The organism is Pollutimonas rozaliensis (assembly GCF_048751585.1).
Lineage (GTDB): Bacteria > Pseudomonadota > Gammaproteobacteria > Burkholderiales > Burkholderiaceae_B.
Map to the genome: position 1 here is coordinate 274,489 of NZ_JAZHOB010000009.1, position 21,840 is coordinate 296,328.

The 21,840-nt window shown below is 60.2% G+C and carries 21 protein-coding genes and 1 pseudogene; 11 read left to right on the forward strand and 11 right to left on the reverse strand.

Features of this window, described 5'->3' with window-relative positions:
• The first annotated feature begins 1 nt into the window (after position 1).
• The 6 genes from rffA to V0R37_RS18105 all read left to right on the forward strand — a co-directional run bounded on the left by rffA (position 2) and on the right by V0R37_RS18105 (position 6,018).
• Entirely contained in the window at positions 2–1,150 is a 1,149-nt protein-coding gene (gene rffA, locus V0R37_RS18080; RefSeq protein WP_420375848.1) for a dTDP-4-amino-4,6-dideoxygalactose transaminase, read from the forward strand.
• Between the two features lie 54 nt (positions 1,151–1,204).
• Positions 1,205–2,455, forward strand: coding sequence for an O-antigen ligase family protein (locus tag V0R37_RS18085; protein WP_420375849.1), 1,251 nt, complete (start codon positions 1,205–1,207; stop codon positions 2,453–2,455).
• Between the two features lie 36 nt (positions 2,456–2,491).
• A complete protein-coding gene (locus tag V0R37_RS18090; protein ID WP_420375850.1) occupies positions 2,492–3,247 on the forward strand; it encodes a YdcF family protein in 756 nt (251 codons plus the stop codon).
• A 115-nt stretch (positions 3,248–3,362) separates the two neighbouring features.
• On the forward strand, positions 3,363–4,637 hold the full coding sequence (locus tag V0R37_RS18095) for a 3-isopropylmalate dehydratase large subunit (protein ID WP_420375851.1): 1,275 nt from the start codon (positions 3,363–3,365) through the stop codon (positions 4,635–4,637).
• Complete coding sequence (locus V0R37_RS18100) at positions 4,634–5,164, forward strand: LeuD/DmdB family oxidoreductase small subunit (RefSeq protein WP_420375852.1); 531 nt, start codon at positions 4,634–4,636, stop codon at positions 5,162–5,164. The genes V0R37_RS18095 and V0R37_RS18100 overlap by 4 nt, the downstream gene beginning before the upstream one ends.
• Positions 5,161–6,018, forward strand: a complete 858-nt coding sequence (locus V0R37_RS18105; RefSeq protein ID WP_420375853.1) for an isocitrate lyase/PEP mutase family protein — start codon at positions 5,161–5,163, stop codon at positions 6,016–6,018. The genes V0R37_RS18100 and V0R37_RS18105 overlap by 4 nt, the downstream gene beginning before the upstream one ends.
• Before the next feature lies 1 nt (position 6,019).
• On the opposite strand, the gene V0R37_RS18110 is transcribed toward V0R37_RS18105, so the two are convergent.
• Both V0R37_RS18110 and V0R37_RS18115 read right to left on the reverse strand, forming a co-directional pair.
• Positions 6,020–6,802 (reverse strand): GntR family transcriptional regulator, encoded by a 783-nt coding sequence (locus V0R37_RS18110; RefSeq protein WP_420375854.1) that lies wholly within the window; start codon positions 6,800–6,802, stop codon positions 6,020–6,022.
• An 8-nt stretch (positions 6,803–6,810) separates the two neighbouring features.
• Entirely contained in the window at positions 6,811–7,776 is a 966-nt protein-coding gene (locus V0R37_RS18115; protein WP_420375855.1) for a Bug family tripartite tricarboxylate transporter substrate binding protein, read from the reverse strand.
• A gap of 266 nt (positions 7,777–8,042) precedes the next feature.
• Here V0R37_RS18115 and V0R37_RS18120 point away from each other — a divergent pair.
• The 3 genes and pseudogenes from V0R37_RS18120 (at position 8,043) to V0R37_RS18130 (ending at position 9,952) form a co-directional block, all read left to right on the forward strand.
• A pseudogene (locus tag V0R37_RS18120) lies at positions 8,043–8,392 on the forward strand (type II toxin-antitoxin system RelE/ParE family toxin).
• Positions 8,373–8,690: a helix-turn-helix domain-containing transcriptional regulator gene (locus V0R37_RS18125; protein WP_420375856.1), complete on the forward strand. Its 318-nt coding sequence runs from the start codon at positions 8,373–8,375 to the stop codon at positions 8,688–8,690. Before V0R37_RS18120 ends, V0R37_RS18125 begins: the two are co-directional and overlap by 20 nt.
• Before the next feature lie 83 nt (positions 8,691–8,773).
• On the forward strand, positions 8,774–9,952 hold the full coding sequence (locus V0R37_RS18130; protein ID WP_420375857.1) for a fumarylacetoacetate hydrolase family protein: 1,179 nt from the start codon (positions 8,774–8,776) through the stop codon (positions 9,950–9,952).
• On the opposite strand, the gene V0R37_RS18135 is transcribed toward V0R37_RS18130, so the two are convergent.
• The gene (locus V0R37_RS18135) at positions 9,949–11,235 is read right to left on the reverse strand and encodes an amidase (protein ID WP_420375858.1); all 1,287 of its coding nucleotides are present in this window, start codon (positions 11,233–11,235) and stop codon (positions 9,949–9,951) included. The genes V0R37_RS18130 and V0R37_RS18135 overlap by 4 nt on opposite strands.
• Positions 11,232–12,221 (reverse strand): Bug family tripartite tricarboxylate transporter substrate binding protein, encoded by a 990-nt coding sequence (locus V0R37_RS18140; protein ID WP_420375859.1) that lies wholly within the window; start codon positions 12,219–12,221, stop codon positions 11,232–11,234. Before V0R37_RS18140 ends, V0R37_RS18135 begins: the two co-directional genes overlap by 4 nt.
• A 144-nt stretch (positions 12,222–12,365) precedes the next feature.
• Here V0R37_RS18140 and V0R37_RS18145 point away from each other — a divergent pair, with 144 nt between their 5' ends.
• Positions 12,366–13,256, forward strand: a complete 891-nt coding sequence (locus tag V0R37_RS18145) for a LysR family transcriptional regulator (protein WP_420375860.1) — start codon at positions 12,366–12,368, stop codon at positions 13,254–13,256.
• On the opposite strand, the gene nusG is transcribed toward V0R37_RS18145, so the two are convergent.
• The 5 genes from nusG to mdeB all read right to left on the reverse strand — a co-directional run bounded on the left by nusG (position 13,253) and on the right by mdeB (position 19,717).
• Positions 13,253–13,792 (reverse strand): transcription termination/antitermination protein NusG, encoded by a 540-nt coding sequence (gene nusG, locus V0R37_RS18150; protein WP_420375861.1) that lies wholly within the window; start codon positions 13,790–13,792, stop codon positions 13,253–13,255. The genes V0R37_RS18145 and nusG overlap by 4 nt on opposite strands.
• A 66-nt stretch (positions 13,793–13,858) precedes the next feature.
• Positions 13,859–14,920: a dTDP-glucose 4,6-dehydratase gene (gene rffG, locus V0R37_RS18155; protein WP_420375862.1), complete on the reverse strand. Its 1,062-nt coding sequence runs from the start codon at positions 14,918–14,920 to the stop codon at positions 13,859–13,861.
• Between the two features lie 171 nt (positions 14,921–15,091).
• Complete coding sequence (locus V0R37_RS18160) at positions 15,092–16,072, reverse strand: isoaspartyl peptidase/L-asparaginase family protein (RefSeq protein ID WP_420375863.1); 981 nt, start codon at positions 16,070–16,072, stop codon at positions 15,092–15,094.
• Positions 16,069–16,989 (reverse strand): DMT family transporter, encoded by a 921-nt coding sequence (locus tag V0R37_RS18165; RefSeq protein ID WP_420375864.1) that lies wholly within the window; start codon positions 16,987–16,989, stop codon positions 16,069–16,071. Before V0R37_RS18165 ends, V0R37_RS18160 begins: the two co-directional genes overlap by 4 nt.
• A gap of 40 nt (positions 16,990–17,029) precedes the next feature.
• Positions 17,030–19,717 carry an alpha-ketoglutarate dehydrogenase gene (gene mdeB / locus V0R37_RS18170; RefSeq protein ID WP_420375865.1) on the reverse strand — a complete coding sequence of 896 codons (2,688 nt, stop codon included), beginning with the start codon at positions 19,715–19,717 and terminating at the stop codon, positions 17,030–17,032.
• A gap of 133 nt (positions 19,718–19,850) precedes the next feature.
• Here mdeB and V0R37_RS18175 point away from each other — a divergent pair, with 133 nt between their 5' ends.
• Positions 19,851–20,324, forward strand: a complete 474-nt coding sequence (locus tag V0R37_RS18175) for an Lrp/AsnC family transcriptional regulator (RefSeq protein ID WP_420375866.1) — start codon at positions 19,851–19,853, stop codon at positions 20,322–20,324.
• Here the strand turns inward: V0R37_RS18175 and galE are convergent.
• Positions 20,321–21,340 carry a UDP-glucose 4-epimerase GalE gene (galE, locus tag V0R37_RS18180; RefSeq protein ID WP_420375867.1) on the reverse strand — a complete coding sequence of 340 codons (1,020 nt, stop codon included), beginning with the start codon at positions 21,338–21,340 and terminating at the stop codon, positions 20,321–20,323. The two genes, V0R37_RS18175 and galE, sit on opposite strands and share 4 nt — an antisense overlap.
• A 132-nt stretch (positions 21,341–21,472) precedes the next feature.
• Positions 21,473–21,840: ABC transporter permease subunit (locus tag V0R37_RS18185; RefSeq protein ID WP_420375868.1), on the reverse strand; the 368-nt coding region annotated here is incomplete at its 5' end.

Here is a 21,840-nt window from a genome sequence, read left to right on the forward strand (position 1 = left end):
AATGATCAGCAGAAAGATTCCTTTCAATCGTCCGTTTCTAACGGGCAACGAGTTCGCGTTTATAAACGAAGCTCAGAGCGGCAACATGCTGGCAGGCGATGGCCCTTTTACTAAACGGTGTCACAGTTGGATAGAACAGCAAACCGGTAGCACGAAGGCCCTGCTTACCCACTCATGCACTGCCGCGCTGGAAATGTCGGCTCTACTGCTGAATATACAACCCGGTGATGAGATCATCATGCCGTCATTCACCTTCGTGTCGACGGCTAATGCTTTCGTATTGCGCGGCGGAGTGCCTGTCTTTGTGGATATCCGGGAAGATACCTTGAACATCGACGAATCGCTTATAGAGGAGGCAATAACGTCAAAGACCAAGGCCATCGTACCTGTTCACTATGCAGGTGTTGCATGTGAAATGGACGTCATTATGCAGATAGCCTTAAGACATCAACTGAAAGTGGTTGAAGATGCTGCTCAAGGAGTGATGGCCAGTTATAAAGGGAAGGCGTTAGGCAGCATCGGCGATCTGGGTGCATTCAGCTTTCATGAAACCAAGAACGTAATATCCGGCGAAGGAGGAGCCTTATTAGTCAATGACCCCAGTCTCGCACTGACGGCGGAGATGATTCGCGAGAAAGGAACTGATCGAAGCCGCTTTTTCCGAGGCGAGGTGGACAAATATACTTGGCAAGAAGTCGGTTCATCTTTCTTGCCGGGGGAGTTGATTGCGGCTTTTCTGTGGGCGCAATTAGAAGAGGCTCACAATATTACTCAGCACCGGCTGGACACATGGGAATACTATCATTCAGGCCTTGCGGAATTGGAAGCCCAAGGTATGTTGCGGCGCCCTATCGTTCCCAAAGACTGTCAGCATAACGCGCATATGTATTACGTACTGTTAGGCCCAGATATTGATCGACAGGCAGTATTAGCGAGGCTTAAGGAGTTTGATATCTACTCCGTGTTTCACTACATTCCTTTGCATTCATCCCCTGGCGGCCTGCGCTATGGCCGTACGCACGGAACGATGAGTGTCACCGATATTCAAGCGGAGCGGATCATTCGTTTGCCGTTGTGGGTAGGCTTAACCCAGCTCGAGCAAGACTATGTGATAAATCAACTGGGCAAAGCCCTTGGCAAGTTCGGATAGATTTACACATTTTCAATTCACCGATCCGAACATTATTTCCTTGACGCAGGACTCATGATCAACGACAGCTTGCCTGGCCAGCGGTGGCAATCGCTTACATCGCTCGGCGTATTCGTTTTTTTTTCAATGGCTTTTGCTATTCCTTCTGGCTATTCCTTTGGCGCTGCTCTGCTGCTACTGACCAGCTTGGCTTATTTGCTTTCACGTCCCGCACTGCAGCCCTCCACTGAAGATAGAGCCCTGGCGTACTTATTGTTGGTTGTATTCCTGGTTGCGCTCTCAGCCTTCTTGATTCATGGCAATAAACCTAAAACATTGGATCAGAGCAGCCGCTACCTGCTATGTATTCCCATTTTACTTTTAATGCTAAAAGCCCCGCCGGCCGCGCGCACGCTGTGGTGTGGCCTGATTATTGGTGCCATTTCGGCATTCGGGCTGGCTCTTTGGCAACGCTTTACGGAAGGTAGCTACCGCCCCGACGGCTACATGACTAGCGCCATTCCCTTTGGAAATATATCGCTTACGGCAGGCATACTTTGCTTGGCAGGGTTTACGTGGGCCAAAACTCAAGGGCGCCATGCGTCTCTTTGGAAAATTGCTCTTTGTCTAGGGTTCGCGGCAGGGTTGTGCGTGTCACTGCTATCTGGCAGCCGCGGGGGATGGTTGGCTATTCCGGCTGTATTGATTCTTTACGCGATTGCCTTTCTTGGAAATAGCAGTATGAAACATGTGGCTATCAGCACCTTTTTGTTGGCAGCCTTGTTGATATCCGCTGGATTTATCATGCAGCGCCAAATCATAAACCGCTTTGACGCTGCCATTACCGAAGTAAATGATTACGCAACCAACGGAAACGCCTCAACGTCGATAGGGATGCGTTTAGAGGCTTGGCGTGCGGCGGTTATAAGCATTGGTGAAAAACCCGTACTTGGGTGGAGTTATAAAGACTACGACGCCCATCTAGAGCAGTTGACCGCCGAGCAAAAGACCAAAGCGTCGATTACTACTCTATCCAACACTCATAATAATTTTATTGAGGTATGGCTCCACCAGGGATTGTTCGGCTTCTTAGGGTTACTGGCCCTATTTATGGTGCCCTTTTGGTTTTTCTATAAACGTCTGCGCAGTAGCGATCCAGCCGTACAGGCGTTTGCGATTGGCGGCGCGTGTTTGCTTGCCTGCTTCTTTATTTTCAGCCTTACCCAAGTGATACTGGGCCGTAATAATGGCATTGTTTTTTTCGGTCTGACGCTGGTGATTTTTTGGGGATGCATGCGTAATGCCGAGCAAAGGATTCAGCGCTAAACCGCTCCTTATCATGCAGCTCTACATAAAGTAGCCATGACTTCCACCTTAAACGGTACTATCTCTCAAGTCATTCTTCTTCCTACCAGTATCCTGGCGTTACTGGTGCTAGGCTGCCTTCTGTTATGGCGCTGTTATCGCCGTTCCGGGTTGGTACTGATACTGGTCAGCGCCGGCGTGCTGGCCATATTAAGCATGCCCTTTACCGCTCTGCATCTGATACACACGCTGCAGGTCTACCCCGCCGTGCATCCTGCGGACATGGCCAAGGCCCAGGCCATAGTGGTGCTTGGCGGCGGTATCAGCCATGACCAGCCTGAGTACGCAGCCGATGTATCCAACAACGCGACGCTAGAGCGTCTACGTTACACAGCTTTCCTATACAACCAGCATGAGCTGCCCATACTGGTAACAGGCGGCACGCCTAGCGGCGGCGAGGCGGAGGGTTGGGTAATGAAGCGCGAACTGGAATCGCTGTTCAATGTGCCGGTTCGATGGCTGGAGGTGGAGTCCGACAATACCGCTCAGAACGCCGCATTTTCGCGAAAGATCCTTCAGGCCTACGGCGTAGACACCATAGCGCTGGTCACCCATGCCTGGCATATGCCTCGTGCCAAGCAAATCTTTGAAAAAGCAGGCTTCAACATTATTCCCGCGCCTACAGGCTTCTACACGAAGGGGTTCAAGGGAATCATGAATTTCATTCCGCAGGCCGAATACTTGAACCTGAGCAATATCGCAATACGGGAGTGGATAGGAATGGGATGGTATCGTCTACGCGACAATCCCTGAACGGCCTATAACAGTATCTTTTCCCTCTAACTTGTATTGTTATAAGTACATCTTTACAATAAAGTCTGCCGGCCTTCTTTAGGGCCATGCTTACCTATTGCTAGAGATCAACTCAATGACTGCGCAGACACTCGCCCAGAAGCTTATCGCCCATGCCAGCGGCCGGGCTTCGGTCGCGCTGCATGACATCGTTACCTGCGATGTGGATCTGGCGATGTTCCATGATTCCAGTGGGCCGCGTCGACTGAAGCCGATGCTGGACAAGCTGGGTGCGTCCATTTGGGACAAGTCCAAGGTCGTCCTGGTCATGGATCACTACGTTCCTGAAGAGGACGACGATTCGCGCTCCATTCTTGCCTTGACCCGCGATTGGGCGCGCAGCCAGCAACTGCCGCACGTTTACGACTCGATCGGCATCTGCCATGTGGTGCTGCCGCAGCAGGGCCACATACGGCCAGGCATGTTTTGCGTGGGCGGCGATTCGCATTCACCCACGGGCGGCGCCTTCGGCGCCTATATGTTCGGCATAGGCAGCACGGAAATGCTGGGCGTGGTGGTCAGCGGCCAGATCTGGGTCAAGGTGCCCGACACCATTTTGATGGACTGGAACGGAACCTTGCAGGCCGGCGTAACGGCCAAGGACATGATGCTGCACATGATAGGCCTGTATGGCACGAATGGCGCCAACTATGGCGCGGTCGAGTATGCCGGCAGCGCGATCGATGCGATGTCGATGAACGAGCGCATGACCTTGTCGAACATGAGCGCCGAGCTGGGCGCGCAGGTGGGCCTGATCGCACCCGACGAGACCACGGTAAATTATCTGCGCAAGGCCGGCGTTACAGATCCCATCGATACCCGGCGGTGGCGGACCGATCCGGATGCCGTCCTTGACCGGCGCAGTTTCGACGCGTGGACGCTGGCGCCCATGGTGGCCGCCCCGCACAGCCCCGACAATACTTGCGCGGTGGGCGATCTGCCGCACACGCCGGTACAAGTGGCCTATATAGGCGCGTGCACCGGCGCCAAGTTGGACGATTTGCGCGCGGCGGCGCGGGTGCTGCGCAATCGCAAAGTGGACCCGTCTGTGCGGCTGCTGGTCGCGCCGGCATCGGTGCAGGATCAAAACGATGCTGCGCGGGAAGGCACTTTGCAGGTCTTGATCGATGCGGGCGCGCAATTGTTTGCGACTTCTTGCGGCGCCTGCTCGGGCTACGGCAATGCCCTGGCCGGCGCGGACAATGTCATTTCCAGCACCGCGCGCAATTTCAAGGGACGCATGGGCTCGGCGGAAACCAATGTATACCTGGGCTCGCCCTATACCGTGGCGGCGTCGGCACTGACCGGCCGCATTACCGATCCACGTCCGATTTTGGCGGAGGCGCCATGAGCTTGCACAGGGTTTGGCGCGTGGGCGCCAATATCGATACGGACGCCCTGGCGCCGGGCGCTTACATGAAACTGGGCATAGCCCAGATAGCCCGCCACTGCCTGGAGAACCGCTACCCGGAATTGGCAGGCTCATTGAAAGCCGGCGACGTGCTGGTGGCCGGCGAGAACTTCGGCATCGGCTCGTCGCGCGAACAGGCTGTGGGCGTGCTGGTGGAGCTGGGGGTGAAGGCGGTTATCGCGCCGTCTTTCAGCGGCCTTTATTTCCGCAATGCCTACAACCTGGGTCTGCTGGCGATTGTGTGCGAAGGCGCCGAGCAGATTCCCGAAGGCGCGCAGGTCCGGATCGACACCGCCAATGCATGTATTCGTGTGTGGCCGGCCGGCACGGCGGCAAATGGTTCCGACCTGCCGTCCCCGCTGCTGGATCTACCCTGCCAGAAAATCCCCGACTTCCTGATTGAACGCGCGTTGTCCGGCGGCCTGATGCGCCAGCTGGAACGCCAATACCTACAAAGCAACACATGACGACATTGAAATCGCTATTGCAGTCTTCCGGCGCCCTGCTGGCTCCCGGCATCTATGACAGTTTCTCCGCGCTGATCGCGGAGCAGGCCGGCTTCCAGGCGGCCTATCTGTCGGGCGCCTCGATTGCCTATACGCGGCTGGGCCGCTCCGACGTGGGTTTGACGACCTACACCGAGGTGGAGCAGACCTTGTCGCGTATCGCCGACCGGGTGCGGCTGCCGATTATCGTGGACGGCGACACGGGCTTTGGCAATGCGCTGAATGTGATGCGCACCGTGCGCGGCTTCGAGAAGGCGGGCGCGGCGATGATACAGCTGGAAGACCAGACTTTCCCCAAGCGCTGCGGCCATCTGGATGGCAAGACGATCGCACCGGTGGAAGAAATGTGCGGCAAACTGAAGGCTGCGCTGGATGCGCGCCATAGCGAAAACACGCTGATCCTGGCGCGCACGGATTCGCTGGCGGTGGAAGGTTTCGACGCCGCCATGGAAAGGGCCGAGGCCTACCTGGCCTGCGGCGTGGACGCGCTGTTCATCGAGGCATTGCGAAGCAAGGACGAATTGCTTGCCGCCGCCAAGCGCTTCGGCGCGCGCATTCCCTTGCTGGCCAATATGGTGGAAGGCGGCATCACCCCCTTGCACACCGTGGACGATCTGCAAGCCATGGGCTTCAAGATCGTGATCTTCCCAGGCGGCGCGGCGCGGGCCGTGGCACATAGCCTGCAAAGTTATTACGGCACGCTGCGGGAAAACGGCACGACGGCGCCGCTGGCCGATTCGATGCTGGACTTCAATGAGTTGAATGAACTGATCGAGACGCCCGCGCTGATGGAGCAGGCGCGCCGCTACGTCTAGATTATTTTTTTGCGCTTTTCGCCGCGGCGTCCATGACCCAGGTGTCGCCTGCCTTGGAGCGCTTGTTGGACAGGGTCATGCGGTATTCGAAGCGCGCCGGGTTGTAGGCCGCGATCAGGTATTCCACGGGCGTTCCGTCGGCATCGCGCACCACCCGGCTGATGCGCAGCAAGGCCGATCCGGTATCCACCTGCAAAGCTTCGGCGTGCTGCATGTCGGCCAGTACGGCGCTTATTCCCTGCTCGGCCGACGCCAGCTTCATGCCCAGCTTTTTGAAAATCGACTGGATGGGCAGGCGGGTCAGATCCGCTTCGCTGTATTGACGGCCGATATGTTCGGGAACATAGGTGATCAGGTAGGAAAAAGGCTGCTCGTCGTGATAGCGCACCCGGACAGCCTTTTGCACTTTTGCGCCTTGCGGCAGCTCGAGCTTGGTGCACACGTCGGGGCTGGCCGTCTCGTAGCCGAAGGACAGCAGGCTGGCCTGGGTGCTGCTGCCCATTTCGGACAGCCGGGCCAGCAGCTTGTTGATGTCCGCCGGCAGCGGCGCGGTCTTGATATTGCCCGGCTTGGGGAAGGTGCCCAGGCCCTGGCGGCGCTCGATCAGGCCGTCGTGCTGCAAGAGCTCCAGCGAGCGGCGTATGGTCAGGCGCGATACCTGGTATTCCTGCGCCAGCGAGTTTTCGCTGGGCAGGGCCTCGTTACTGGCGAATTGATGGCTTTCTATCGCCTGCTTCAGCAAGCGATAGATACGATAGTAACGAGGGGTGGGGTTGGCGATCATTAAGCCTCTTAGTCGACGGTTGCGCCCGTGAATTCTACGACTTTTGCGTAATGATCAATATCTTTGGCCACATAGTCGGCAAATTCCTGCGGCGTGTTGGTCACGACGTCGCCGCCGCCGTGCGTCATCAGCCCGATGAAGGTGGCGCGCTTGGCGCCCTCGACCACGGCCGTATTCAATTGCTTGACCCTTTCCGGCGACATGCCCGCGGGGCCGAACATGCCGAACCATGCCTTGGACGTGAAGCCGGGCAAGGTATTGGAAATCGGCGGCACGCCGGCAAACTGCTTCATGGGCTGTGTGCTGGTCACACCCAGGAATTTGATGCGATCGGTTCCCATCAATGGAAGAACATTTTCCACGCTGGCGAACATCAGGTCCACCTGGCCGCCGATCAGGTCCTGCACGGCGGGTGCCGTGCCTTTATACGGCACGGTCAGGCCTTCGATGCCGGCATCCATCTGGAAGCTGGCCGTGGCCATGTGCAGGGATGATCCGATGCCGCCCACCGCAAAGCTGTATTCGCCGGGCTTCTTCTTGGCCAGCGCGATCAGTTCCGCCACGCTATTGGCGGGGAAATCCTTGCGGGCGACCAGTACGCTGGGCACTTCCGCCAGCAGGCTGATGGGGGTGAAGTCTTTCTTGGGGTCAAAAGGCAGTTTTTTGTACAGGCTGGCATTGACCGAGAAGCTGGTGAAGCTGACCAGCAGCGTGTCGCCGTCCTTGCTGGACCGGGCCACTGTATCGGCCGCGATGTTGCCGCCCGCGCCGGGCTTGTTCTCGACGATGACCGTTTGCTTGAGCAGGTCGCTCATTTCCTGGGCAATGCCGCGGGCCACGCGGTCGGTGGTGCCGCCGGGCGATGCGCCCACGATAAGGGTGATAGGCTTGTTGGCCTGGGCCAGGCTAGCGCTTAAGGGCAGGACGGCCAAGGCAGCCGCGATTAGGCAGCGGCGGAATCCGGTAAGGTGCATGTCGATCTCCTGAGATGAAGTTTGCTATGTTTTTATCCAAGCTGAATCATAAACTTGTATTGTCAACAGTACAAGATGGCATGTAAGGGTTCTTGTGTGGCTTGCCGCAACACCGGTAGTTCTTCGCCTCGCTATTTTCATTCACTGCGTCCCTAACGGACGTTCATACATATCTATAGTCGTATTCCCCCTATCGACAGGAGTACGACATGGTTAAAAGCAATAGCCGATACTCAGCCTTGAATCAATTTCGTTTATAGACGAAAATGGCTCAGTATCTAATCGCGCATTACTTAACGGACGAAAAATATAAGGATCCTTATATTGACTGGCTGAATCGACTGATCGATAAAAGAGCTAAGGTGGCCGTGATACGGCGCGTGGCTCGCATCGAGCAAGGCAACTTCGGCGATCACAAGTTCTGCGGCGGAGGCGTATGGGAATTACGCATTGATGTCGGTCCAGGCTATCGCGTGTACTACGCCTTCTCAGGCAAACGCGTGGTTCTGCTGTTGGGTGGTGGCGACAAACGCACGCAAGATGCGGACATCAGATGGCTATCGGATACTGGCAAGATTGGCAACGGAGAAAAGACGATGAGAAGCAGGCCCCATGACATCGCAATGGCGGAGCTATATCGCAACGATCCCGCCTTTGCGATCGGCGTCATCAACGACATTCTTAAAGATGGTGAGCAAGCAGAATTGCTGACAATTCTGCGGCACATGACATTGGCCTTCGGGGGAGTGCAGGCTGTTGCAGAACAGGCCCATTTAAATCCGACGCAACTTTATCGAACACTATCCCCAACAGGCAACCCATCGCTCAGCAGCCTGTCCGCCATCCTAAAGGCTATGGGACTACGTTTATCGGTGCAAGCCAGTCATGAGTCATCGCACGCTGACGCACATTAAAAGCCCACCCTCATCCATTACACTTGGGGGCAATCGAAAATAATGATGCGCATACACGGCGCGCAGAACCTTAGGAGCCTTCCATGCCACACATCACCACCTTGGCCACATTGCCTGAAGATGCGGACCGCGCGGTTCTTGTAGGGCGCGCGTGGCTGCCGGGCGACGCCGGCGGGCCTTGCGTGGTCACCGTCCGCGACGGCGAACTGATCGATATCACCTCCGTCGCACCCACGGTTTCCCAACTGCTGGAAGACAGCACCCCCGCCGATACGGTCCGGCGGGCATCCGGGCCGTCGCTGGGGCGCCTTGACGACTGGCTGGCCTCGGCCCTGGAGCACGGCCCCAATCCCGCCCAGCGCCACTTGCTGGCGCCCAACGACCTGCAGGTGGTCAAGGCGGCCGGCGTTACCTTCGCGCAAAGCATGGTGGAACGGGTGATCGAAGAACAGGCGCGCGGCGACGCCGCCGCGGCGGACGCGATCCGTCGCGAGGTGGTGGCGGTGATCGGGTCCGACCTGGGTGCGATCCGTCCGGGCTCGGAAGATGCCCAGCGTCTTAAGGCGGTGCTGCTTGAAAAGAAAATGTGGTCTCAGTATCTGGAAGTGGGCATAGGCCCCGATGCCGAGGTTTTCACCAAAGCGGCGCCGATGTCGTCGGTGGGCACGGGCGCGGGCGTGGGCCTGCACCATGCCTCGTCCTGGAACAACCCCGAACCTGAAATCGTGCTGGCGGTATCGTCGCGCGCCGAAGTCGTGGGAGCCAGCCTGGGCAACGACGTCAATCTGCGCGACTTCGAAGGCCGCAGCGCTTTGTTGCTGGGCAAGGCCAAGGACAACAACGCCGCTTGCGCGATAGGCCCCTTCATCCGGCTGTTCGATCAGCATTTCACGCTGGACGATGTGCGATCGGCAACGATTCATCTGCGGGTCGAGGGCCGCGACGGCTTCGTCCTGGAAGGATACAGCTCAATGGCGCAGATCAGCCGCGATCCCTTGGAACTGGTTGGGCATGCCATGGGCGGCAATCACCAATACCCCGACGGCATGATGCTGTTCTGCGGCACCATGTTCGCGCCGACTCAGGATCGCGGCACCGAGGGCGCGGGCTTTACGCATCATCTGGACGACGACGTGTATATCTCCACCGGAAAGCTGGGCTGCCTGGCCAACCGGGTGGGCCTTAGCGACCAACTGCCGCCCTGGGAATTCGGCATTGCCGCCCTGTTCGCCAGCCTGGCCAAGCGCGGCCTGCTGGGCTAGACCGGCTCTATCATCCGTGTGACCGCGTTGGCCACGGCCAGCAAACGCGTATCCTGGCCGAAACCGCCTATCAATTGCGCGCCCAGAGGCAGGCCGGCGGGCCCAAGATCCGTGGGAAAGGAAATCGACGGCAGATGCAGCAGCGTCCACAGGGCGCCAAAGCGCGGATCGCCGGCGGATTCCAGGCCGGCTTCCGCCTCGCCGGCCGCCGCGGGATACAAGACGGCATCCACGTCGCGGAATAGCTCTTCCGACAGGCCATGCGCTTCGCGCACCTGCTGGCGCATGGAAACGTATTCGTCAAAGCCCAGGTCGTCTCCGCCTTGCAGGCGGGCGCGCAAACGCGGGCTCAGCGACTCTTTGTGCAGCAGCCGTTCGTTGGCCAGGGTTTGCCTGGCTTCGTACTTGAACAGGCGCGGCTGGATGGCGATCAGGCGCTCCAGATCCTCGGGCAGCCAGATACGGCTCATCGCGCAGCCGGCCAGCTCCAGCTTGTGCACCAGGCTTTCCAGTGCGCGCAGGGTTTCCGGCTTGACGTAGTCCCATTGCCGCGACAGGCACAAGGCAATGCGAGGCTTGGCCACGACGCTGTTGACGGTTTTGGCGCCATGCAGACCCAAAGTGAAAAAGGCGGCGTCCTCCACCTTGCGGGTGATGACGCCTATGGTGTCTTGCGACGGGCTGAGCGCCTTCAGGCCGGCGGTGGCGATAAGCCCGAAGCTGGGTTTGTAGCCCACCACGCCGCAATAAATGGCCGGACGCACAATGGAGCCGGTGGTTTGTGTGGCAAAGGCCACCGGCACCATGCAGTCGGCCACGGCGGCTGCCGAGCCGCTGGACGACCCGCCGGGGGTGTGCGTCAGCCGCAAGGGATTGCGCGCGCGGCTGGGCGTCTGGGTGGCGAATTCGCCGGTGGCGACCTTGCCCAGCGGCACGCCGCCGCGGTTCTTGGCCATGACCACGCAAGCGGCATCCAGCGCGGGCTGAAAACCCTTGTAGATGGGCGAACCATACTGGGTGGGGTAATCCGAGGTATCTATGACGTCTTTCACGGCAAACGGTATGCCGCGCAAGACATGCCCGCTTGGGGCCACATCCAATCGGCGCGCCGCCGCCAGGGCCTTGTCGGCATCGTAGGCGACAAAAGCTTCGACTTCATTGTTCCGCTCGGCGATACGGTCCAGGCAGGCCTGTGCCAGATCGACGCAGCTTATTTCATTGCGTTCAATGGCGCGGGCCGCCTCGACCACACCCAATCGATTCAGGTTCTTGTTGCTGCTCATTCCACGCTGATCCCTGCTTCTTTGATGACCTTGGCCCACTTGTCGTGTTCCGCGGTCACAAATTGGGTGAATTGTTCGGATGTGCTCCAGTCCGGCTCGGCGCCCTGGGCAAGCAGCTGCTTCTTGATCTCCGGCTTGTCCAGGATGGTCTTCATTTCGGCATTCAGCTTCTGCACGATGGCCGGGTCGACCTTGGCCGGGGCGAACAGGCCGAACCATCCGTTGACTTCGTAATCCGGCAGGCCGGCTTCAGCCATGGTGGGCACGTCGGGCAGCAAGGCGGAGCGCTTGGACGATGTAATCGCCAAGGCACGTAGCTTGCCGGACTGGATGTGCGGCAGGCACAGCGGCAGATTGCAGAACATGACCTGGACGCGTCCCGGCAGCAAATCGGCCAGCGCCGCGCCGCCGCCCTTGTAGGGGACGTGCAAAATGGGCGTCTTGGTGATGGATTTGAAAAGCTCGCCCGACAAGTGCATGCTGCCGCCGTTGCCGGTGGATGCATAGGAGTATTCCTTGCTCGGCAGCAGGGCGATCAATTCCTTGACGCTCTTGGCGGGGACTTCGGGGTTGACCACCAGCACGTTCGCCACCGTCGCCACATCGGTAATGGCCACGAAATCGCGCAGGGGCTGATACTTAAGATTCTTGTACAGGCTGGAGTTGACCGCGTTGGTGCTGGTCGGCCCAAGCAGCAATGTGTAGCCGTCGGCCGGCGCCGCGGCGACCTCGGCCGCACCGATGTTGCCGCCCGCGCCGGCTTTGTTCTGCACGATCACCGACTGGCCCAGGGAATCGCCCAATCCTTTGGCGACGATGCGCCCCAGCAGATCGGTAACGCTGCCGGGTCCAAAAGGAACGATCAGAGTTATGGGCTTCGCGGGGTACGCCGCCGCCTGCGCTTTCGCGACGGAGGGAAGGATTGCAATGGCGGCGGCAGCCAGCGCGGCCGCGGCCAAACGGAATTTAGGTGTCACTGATGTCATCGGTCCGGTTCCTATAGTAATAATTGATGCGGATCGCTGGTGTAGCCCAGCATTGAAAAGATGGCGTCAGAGTAAAGTTTGTGGATTAAGATGTCTAATACAAATTGGCGTATAGATTAAGTCGTTTTTAGGACATAAAACACCATGCTGCTTCATACGCGCGCGCTGGAAGCCTTCATTGCCGTGGCCGAGGAATTGCATTTCGGCAATGCCGCCAAGCGCCTGCATGTCAGCCAGCCGCCGCTTAGCCAGCAGATTCGGCGTTTCGAAGCCGAAGTGGGCGCCGCCCTGTTCGTGCGCAGCACGCGCTCGGTCAAGCTGACGCCGGCAGGCGCCGTGCTGCTAAGGAAAGCCAGGCAGTTGGTGGCGGATGGGCAGGCCGCCGTCCATGCGGCGCAACGCGCTGCGGCGGGCGGGTCGGGCCATCTTTCCATCGGCTTTACCACCACGGCGGCCTACCAGTTGCTGCCCAAGCTGCTGGCCGGTTGCCACAGCCGCCGGCCGGATATCGCGCTAAGCCTGAAAGAAGACTTGTCCACGCACCTGATCGAGATGCTGGCCGAAGAAAAAATAGACATCGCCCTGCTGCGCCGCCCCGCCGCCACCGGGCACGATTCCCTGGTCTTTACCCGGGTCAGCCGCGAGAACATGTGCGTGGCCCTGCCGGTGGGCCATCCTTACGCCGATCAGGAAAGCATCGATCCGCAACAGCTGCACGGTGTGCCTTTTATTGGATTCAACCCGAATGCGGCTTTGTACTTTCGCGAGCGGATACAAAGCCTTTTTGCCCACTTCCAGATACAGCCGGCCATCGTCCATGAAAGCGTCATGCCCACGCTGCTAGCTTTGGTGGAGGCGGGTGTGGGCGTGGCGCTGGTGCCTGGATCCGCATCATGCCTGCGGCCCGACGGTGTATGTTTCCGTCCCCTGGATGACGACGAAAACGTGGCGGCCATCGACCTGTATTGCGCGCAGCGGCGCGTGGAGGAAAACCCGGCCGTGGGCGTGGCCCGGGAAATATTGCAGTCGGTTTAAAGCGCCTCTATCTGGCCGAAACCCACTTTCAGCGTCTTTTGGCGGCCCAGTATCTCCAGTAGAAGAACAACCCGTTTGGCGGAGACTTCCTGGACCAGGCCTTCCAGGCCGGCCAGCGCCGGGTCGCTCAGGCGCACCCGGCTGCCGGGCTGGAAGGGGCTGACCTGGTCCAGTCCGGCGTCATTGCGCAACTGCTCGGCCGCGCGTATGGATTGCAGCAGTTCCAGCGGGATATGGGCAAAGGCCGCTCCGAACATGACGACGGAAGCCACGCCGCGTGTTGATCGCAAGGTACCCAGGGATTGCGTCGCGCTTTTGGGCTTGAAGAACACGTAGCGCGGGAACATGGGTTCGTGAATAAGCAGCACGCCTGCCTGCGACGCATCGCCGCCCTTGCGCGGCTTCTTGAATGTCTTGAACAGCGGCAGATAGACCTCGAAACCCTGACGTTCAAGGTTGATTTTGGCGATGTCCTCCTGGCGAGGCTTGGTATAGGCCACATGCCAGGCGGTCTGCGGGTCTGCGTTTGCTGTCATGGCGCTATTTTAAGCACAGCTATGCCTCAAAAGGCCGGACTGCCGGCATCTTGCCGATGACACTGGCTAAGCGGCCCCCAGCCTTTCGCGCTGGTAACTGCCGTCCTGCACGTGGCGGCACCATTCCAGGTTGTCCAGATACCACTGGACGGTCTTGCGGATGCCCGATTCGAAGGTTTCCCGCGGCGCCCAGCCCAGTTCGCGCTGGATCTTGCGGGCATCGATGGCATAGCGCATGTCGTGCCCAGGCCTGTCCTTTACGTAGGTGATCAGGTCCAGATACCGGGCGACGCCGGCCGGCTTGCCAGGCGCCAGCTCTTCCAGCAAATCGCAGATCGTGTGCACGACGTCGATATTCCGCTTTTCGTTATGGCCGCCAACGTTATAGGTTTCGCCCACCTTGCCTTCCGTGACCACTTTGTACAGGGCGCGGGCATGATCCTCCACATACAGCCAATCACGCACTTGCATGCCCTGGCCGTATACCGGTAGCGGCTTGCCCTCCAGCGCATTCAAAATGACCAACGGAATCAGTTTTTCGGGAAAGTGATACGGACCGTAGTTGTTCGAGCAATTGGTAAGCAGCGTAGGCAGGCCGTAGGTGCGGCGCCAGGCCCGTACCAGATGGTCGGAACTGGCCTTGCTGGCCGAGTAGGGCGAGCTGGGCGCGTAGGGCGTGGTCTCGGTGAACAGCTCATCGGGGCCCTCCAGGTCGCCGTAGACCTCGTCGGTGGATATATGGTGAAAGCGGAAGGCCTGGCGGTCGGTATCGTCCAGTTGAGTCCAATACTGCCGCGCCGCCTCCAGCAATGTATAGGTGCCGACGATATTGGTTTCGATGAAAGCGGCGGGCCCGTCGATGGAACGATCCACATGCGATTCGGCCGCCAGATGCATGACGGCTTGCGGGCGATGCTGGCGGAACACGCGATCGAGCTCTGCGCGGTTGCAGATGTCGACCTGCTCAAAGGCGTAGCGCTCGCTTTGGGCGGCCTCGGCCAGGGATTCCAGATTGCCGGCGTAGGTCAGCTTGTCCACGTTCACGACGGTGTCACTGGTGTGGCCGATGATGTGGCGCACCAGGGCCGAACCGATGAATCCGGCTCCGCCGGTAATAAGGATCTTCATGAATAAGCCTCGGATGGCGCAGTCGAAGGCCGGCTGCGGGTACAACTGGCTACAGATTATAAGTACAGGCAAGTTTACTACCCACGTCATACTGGGCAGCAACAGCGGCATGACTTTCTTGTGCTGACTTTGGTGATTCTATGGGCCTGCATGCACCAGGCCGAAAGGCCGTCACTGCCCGCGGTGTATGGCGACGCAAGCCGCCTGCCCTAACCGCTGGTAGCCCCGGTACATGCCTTCGGTATTGAACGGCATGCTGATGTTGCCCGCAGCGTCGATGGCAATCAGGCCGCCCGCCCCGCCTATGGCCGGCAGCTTGTCGAACACCACGCAGCCGGCGGCCTCGTCAAGCGAACGCCGTTGGTATTCGATACGGGCCGAGACATCATAGGCGGCCACCAGGCGAATAAACGCTTCGCCCGTGCCGGTGGCCGACACCGCGCAGGTCGCGTTATTGGCATAGCAGCCCGCGCCGATCAGCGGGGTATCGCCGATGCGGCCGGGCCGCTTGTTGGTCAGGCCGCCGGTCGATGTGGCCGCCGCCAGGTTGCCGTGCAGATCCAATGCGACGGCGCCCACGGTGCCCAGCTTACGGCCTTCATCCAGCGGGGCCGTAGCGGCTGCATCTTCCGTCAGCGATTGCCCGTCGTGATCCAGGACGATGGTCTCTTCGCCCGTGGCTTGCACGCGCAGCAATTGGCTGCGCCGGGCCTCGGTGGAAAAAAACGAGGGCTGCACGCACTCCAGGCCCGCGTCGCGGCCGAAAGCGTCGGCGCCCGGGCCGGCCAGCAAGGCATGGGGACTGCATTCCATGACCGCCCTGGCGGCCAGCACCGGGTTGCGCAGCGTGGTCACATTGGCGACGGCGCCACTGCGCAGCGTCTTGCCGTCCATGATGGCCGCGTCCAGTTCATGCCGGCCGTCGCTGGTAAAGACCGCGCCGTGTCCCGCGTTGAACAGCGCGCATTCCTCGAGCAGCCGCACGGCCTCGGCGACGGCATCCAGCGCCGAGCCGCCGTCAGCCAGAATGGCCGAGCCGCGTTCCAGGGTGGCCCGCAAGGCGGATTCGTATTCGTGGATGACGGCCGGCGTGGCTTTGGCGCGCGATATCGCACCGGCGCCGCCATGGATGACCAGGACTGCTTGCGTCATTTGGCGGCTCCCGCAAGCTTGGGGCCCGCACGCCGGGTCCCCAGATAGGTGCCCAGCAAGATACCCAGCAAACCCACGACATGCCAGAGGGTAAACGGTTCGCCCAGCGTCAGCATGGCAAAACCCACGCCGAAGACGGGAATCCAGTACTGGTACAGCGAGGTGCGGGCGACGCCCAGCTCGGCAATGGCCCGGTTCCAGAACATATTGCAGATGGCGGTGGCGACGATGCCTGTGAACACCATTAGGAGCCAGGGCCAGAGCCCCGGAGCCAGCAGCGCCTTGGCGCTAAGGTCGACCGAGCCGGCCGCCAGCGTGTGCAGGCAAAGCAAAATGGCGCCCAGCGTGTAGACAATGCTGCTGATGAGAATGGAGTTGAATTGCCGCGCCAGGTCCTGGATGATCATGCCGCCCACCACGAAGCTGAACATGGACAGTAACACTTTCAGGTCGCCCCAGCTGGGGCCCGATACCGCCGCGCCATGGCTGCTGAACACCACGGCGAATACGCCGCCAAAACCCAGCGCGATGCCCAGCAGGCGCAAGCCGGTGATGGCTTCGCGGAATACCGCGGCGGCAAGGATGGAGGCCACCAGCGGACTGAGCGCCATGATCAGCGACGAGTTGGTGGCGCTGGCGTCGAGCATGCCGGAGGTGAAGAAGATTTGATTGCCGTAGATCATGAAGCAGGCGCACAGCGCGAAACGCAGCCATTGGCCCGCCGATATGCGCAGCAGCGGTATGGGCTGCCGCGATCCGATCAGGGTGAAGTTGATGATGACGGCGGCAAGCGCCATGCGAAAGCAGGCGATGATCAGCGGATCAAAGTAGGTGGTAAGTACTTTGATGGCCGAGATATTCAAGCCCCAAATGGCCATGGTGCCGACCAAGAGCAACTGCATTCTGACAGAATTCATTTAAGGCTTGCGGGTGTCTTTCGGGTTCCCTGCAAGGATATCAGGTCGGCGCTGGCTTGTGTAATGAAAGTCCGCGCAAAGCAGCCTCGGCGACCGCCTGCGCGTCCACCTGGAAGAATCGCCGCAATTCGGCGCGCGTATCGCTGCGGCCGAAGCCATCTGTGCCCAGGGTGATGTAGCGCCGCCCTTCCGGCAGGTAGGCGCGTATGGATTCAGGCACCAGCCGCACATAATCGGTGGCGGCCACGATAGGCCCTTCGGAGGCCCGCAGCAGCCGGGCAATGTGCGGCTGCCCGTCCATGCCGTTCCGACGGTCATTGTCGTCCTGGCCATCCTGCATAGGTTGCGCATCTTGCACCGGGCGCGCCTCGCAGCGCTGGCCGTCGCGCGCCAGCTCGCTCCAACTGCTTATGCTGTAGACATCGCTGGCAATGCCTTGCTGGGCCAGCAGCTCCGCCGCCTTGATGACTTCGGTCAGGATGGCTCCCGATCCCAGCAACGCCACCCGGCCGTTTTCGCCCGCCCCCGCCTTGGCTTCGTAGCTGGCGTAGCGGTAACCGCCGCGCACGATGTCCTCTTCCACGCCCTCGGGCAGATCGGGCTGGGCGTAGTTTTCGTTCATCACGGTAATGTAATAGAACACATCGCGCTGTTCGACCGCCATTTCACGCATGCCGCGATCAACGATAACGGCCAGTTCGCCGGCGAACGCCGGGTCGTAGGCCTTGCAGTTGGGGATGGTGGCGGCCCACAGGTGGCTGGCGCCGTCCTGATGCTGCAGCCCTTCGCCCGCCAAAGTGGTCCGGCCCGAGGTCGCGCCTATCAGGAAGCCGCGGGGACGCTGGTCGGCGGCGGCCCAGATCAGGTCGCCCACCCGCTGGAAACCGAACATGGAGTAATAGATATAGAAGGGCAGCATGGCCATGCCATGCACGCTGTAGCTGGTGGCCGCCGCCACCCAGCTGGAAATGGCGCCCGCTTCGCTGATGCCCTCTTCCAGTATCTGGCCGTCCTTCGCTTCGCGGTAGCTGAGTATCGAGCCGATGTCCTCCGGCTCGTATTTCTGGCCGACGCTGGAATAAATACCCACCTGCTTGAACAGATTGGCCATGCCGAACGTACGCGCCTCGTCGGCGACGATGGGGACAATGCGGGGCCCCAGGGCGACATCTTTCAGCAAGGCACCCAGCATGCGCACAAAGGCCATGGTGGTCGACATTTCGCGCTGCCCGCCCTGCAATGCGAAACGCGCATAGCCGGAAATATCGGGCACCGCCAACGGTTGGGCCTGGTCCTGCCTGGCGGGCAGCGGCCCTCCCAACACCTCGCGGCGCGCGCGCAGGTAGCGCAGTTCGGGGCTGTCGGGCGCCGGCTTGTAGAAATCCAGGCGCAAGGCCTGCTCGTCGGAAAGCGGCAGATTGAAGCGGTCGCGAAAGCCCAGCAGGTCGGCGTCCTCGAACTTCTTTTGCGAATGCGTCGTCATGCGGCCCTGGCCGGCGCTGCCCATGCCATAGCCCTTCTTGGTATGGGCCAGGATGACCGTGGGCCGGCCTTGGGTGCCGGCCGCCGCGGCATAAGCGGCGTAGATCTTGACCAGATCGTGGCCGCCGCGCCGCAGCCCGTCGATCTGTTCGTCGCTCATGCCTTCCACCAGGCGCGCCAACTGCGGGTTCTGGCCGAAGAAATGATCGCGGTTGTATTGGCCGTCTTTGGCGGCGAAGGTCTGCATCTGGCCGTCCACGGTTTCCGACAAGGCCCGCAGCAGGGCGCCGCTGTGGTCGCGCGCGAACAGGCCGTCCCAGTCGCTGCCCCACAGTACCTTGATGACGTTCCAACCCGCCCCGGAAAACAGCTTCTCCAGTTCATCGATTACCCGGGCGTTACCGCGCACCGGCCCATCCAGCCGCTGCAGATTGCAGTTGACCACCCATATCAGGTTGTCCAGGCGCTCGCGCGCCGCCAGGGTCAATGCGCTCATGGATTCGGGCTCGTCCATTTCACCGTCGCCGAACACGCCCCAGACCTTCCGCCCGGTGCAATCGAGCAGGCCGCGATCCGTCAGGTAATGCATGAAGCGCGCCTGGTAGATCGAACTGATGGGCCCGATGCCCATCGACCCTGTGGGAAACTGCCAGAAATCCGGCATCAGGTAAGGGTGCGGATAGCTGGGCAGGCCTCGCGCCCCGCTGGCGGGCCCACCCAATTCCTGACGGTAATGGGACAGGTCGTTTTCGTTCAGCCGCCCTTCCAGGTAGGCGCGTGCATACACGCCCGGCGCGCTGTGCGGCTGCAGGAACACCAGGTCGCCGGCATGCCCGCCGGCGCTGGCGCCGCGCGCATGGAAGAAATGATTGAAGCCCACTTCGAACAGATCGGCCGCACTGGCATAACTGGCGATATGGCCGCCCAATTCGCCGTAGGCGGCGTTGGCGCGGACCACCATGGCCAGGGCATTCCAGCGCATGATGGCGCCCAGCTTCTGCTCCAGCGCCAGGTCGCCGGGAAAGGCCGGCTGCCGGGTCAGCGATATAGTGTTGACATAGGGCGTGCCGATGCGCGGCTTCCAGGGAATGTCTTCGGTGGCGGCCATATTGCATAGCTCGTCCAGCATGAAGGCGGCGCGCTGCGGCCCATGAGCGGCAATCAAGGACTGAAACGCGTCGTGCCACTCGGCGGTTTCCTGGGGATCGATGTCGGTCAACGGTTGCGGAGGGAAAGGTGAATTCATGTCGGTTCAGGCACTGGAAGAATGGGTCGGCACCCTTATTCTCCTTTTCTTTCGCAAGCATGTGGTTTCGATAACGGGGAAAATTCCGCCCATTTTCAGCATAAAATGCCGTTTTACTCAACCACTACAGCATATGAATCTGGATACTACCGACTTACGCATTCTGGATGAACTGCAACGCGACGGCTCGCTAAGCAATGTGGAACTGGCCCGGCGTGTTCATCTGTCGCCCTCGCCTTGCCTGACCCGGGTCAAGGCGCTGGAATCCGCCGGCATTATCGTCCGCTACGTGGCGCTGGCCAATGCCGCCGCCTTGGGCCTGGGCCTGAATGTATTCATTTCCATCAGCCTGAAATCGCAGGACAAGGAAGCGCTGGCCAATTTCGAACGGCGCATCGCCGAACACGACGAAGTCATGGAGTGCTATCTGATGACCGGCGACTCGGACTACCTGATACGCGTGGCGGTGGCCGATATCGGCGCGCTGGAACAGTTCATACTGGAGCAGCTAACGCCCATACCCGGCATCGACAAGATACGATCCAGCTTTGCGCTGAAACAGGTGTCCTACAAAACGGCCCTGCCCTTGTCACTGGGCAAGCACTAGCCCGCGCGGGCGGCTTGCATGGCTTCCCAGCGCCAGGCGTCCTCGCACATTTCGCGTATATCTTTGGTAGCGCGCCAGCCCAGCGTCTGGAATGCCAATTCTGTATCGGCCCAGCAGGCGGCAATGTCGCCGGGACGGCGCGGCGCAATGTCGTAGGCCACGGCCTTACCGCTGGCTTGTTCAAAGGCTTTGACCATGTCCAGCACCGAATACCCCACGCCCGTGCCCAGATTGACCGTCAGCATTTCCTGCCCGGCCTGCTGGCAACGGCGCAGGGCCGCCACATGCCCCAGCGCCAGATCCATGACATGAATGTAGTCCCGCACGCCGGTGCCGTCCGGCGTGTCGTAGTCATTGCCATAAACCTGCAGCCGGGGGCGCCGTCCGGTGGCCACCTGCGCCACATAAGGCATCAGGTTGTTGGGCACGCCTTGCGGCGCCTCGCCGATCAGACCGCTGGGATGCGCCCCCACCGGATTGAAATAGCGCAGCCGGGCAATGCGCCAGCCCGGCTCGCTGCGGTACAAGTTTTCAAGCATGTCCTCCACCACCAATTTGGTGTGTCCGTAGGGGTTGGTGGCGGAGCGGGGGTGGTCTTCGGTCAGCGGCAGTTTTTGCGGATCGCCGTACACCGTGGCCGATGAGGAAAACACAAAGGTTCTGACACCCGCTTGCCGCATGGCCGCCAGCAGCGTCGTGCTGCCATGCACGTTGTTGTCGTAATAGTCCAGCGGCTTCTGCGTGGACTCGCCCACCGCTTTCAAACCCGCAAAATGCAGCACAGCTGATATCGCGCGGCTGCGGAACAGCGCATCCAGGGCCTGCCTGTCGCGCACGTCGCCCTGGACAAAGTCGGGACGCTGTCCGGTGATTTCGGCGATGGCGTCAAGGACCGAGATCGCGCTATTGCACAGGTTGTCCAGGATAAGGACGCGATAGCCGGCCTGCTGCAGGACGACCGTGGCATGGCTGCCGATGAAGCCGGTACCGCCGGTGACTAGGATGGTTTCAGACATGATGCGGGACTGAAGGAGATTCAGCTAAATGATCGATCGCTCTATTATGACCGATAGGCATCGTTTTCCAGCGGGGCCGGCTTCTTCGCGCCAGCCCTCGGCCTTAGCACTCTGGATGCGCCTAAAGCAACACTAACGCCTTCGAAGCTTGGCGCGATGCACCAGCTCGCCCACGATCCCGCGCCGGAACGCCATCACGCAAATGATGAAGATCAGCCCGATCACAATCGTCACCGACTCGCCCAGCACCTGGAACCACTGCACTCCCGTCACTTGGCTAAGGAAACGGCCAAGCTCGCCCACCTTGTTCTCCAGCATGACGATAATAAAGGCGCCCAACACCGGACCTGTGAACGTTCCCAGGCCGCCAACTAAAGTCATGAGCACAACCATGCCGGACATCTGCCAGGCTGCATCGGTCAACGTGGCCGACACGAACACCAGCGCCTTGGTGGCCCCGGCCAGGCCGGCCAGCGCCGCCGACAGCACAAAGGCCAGCA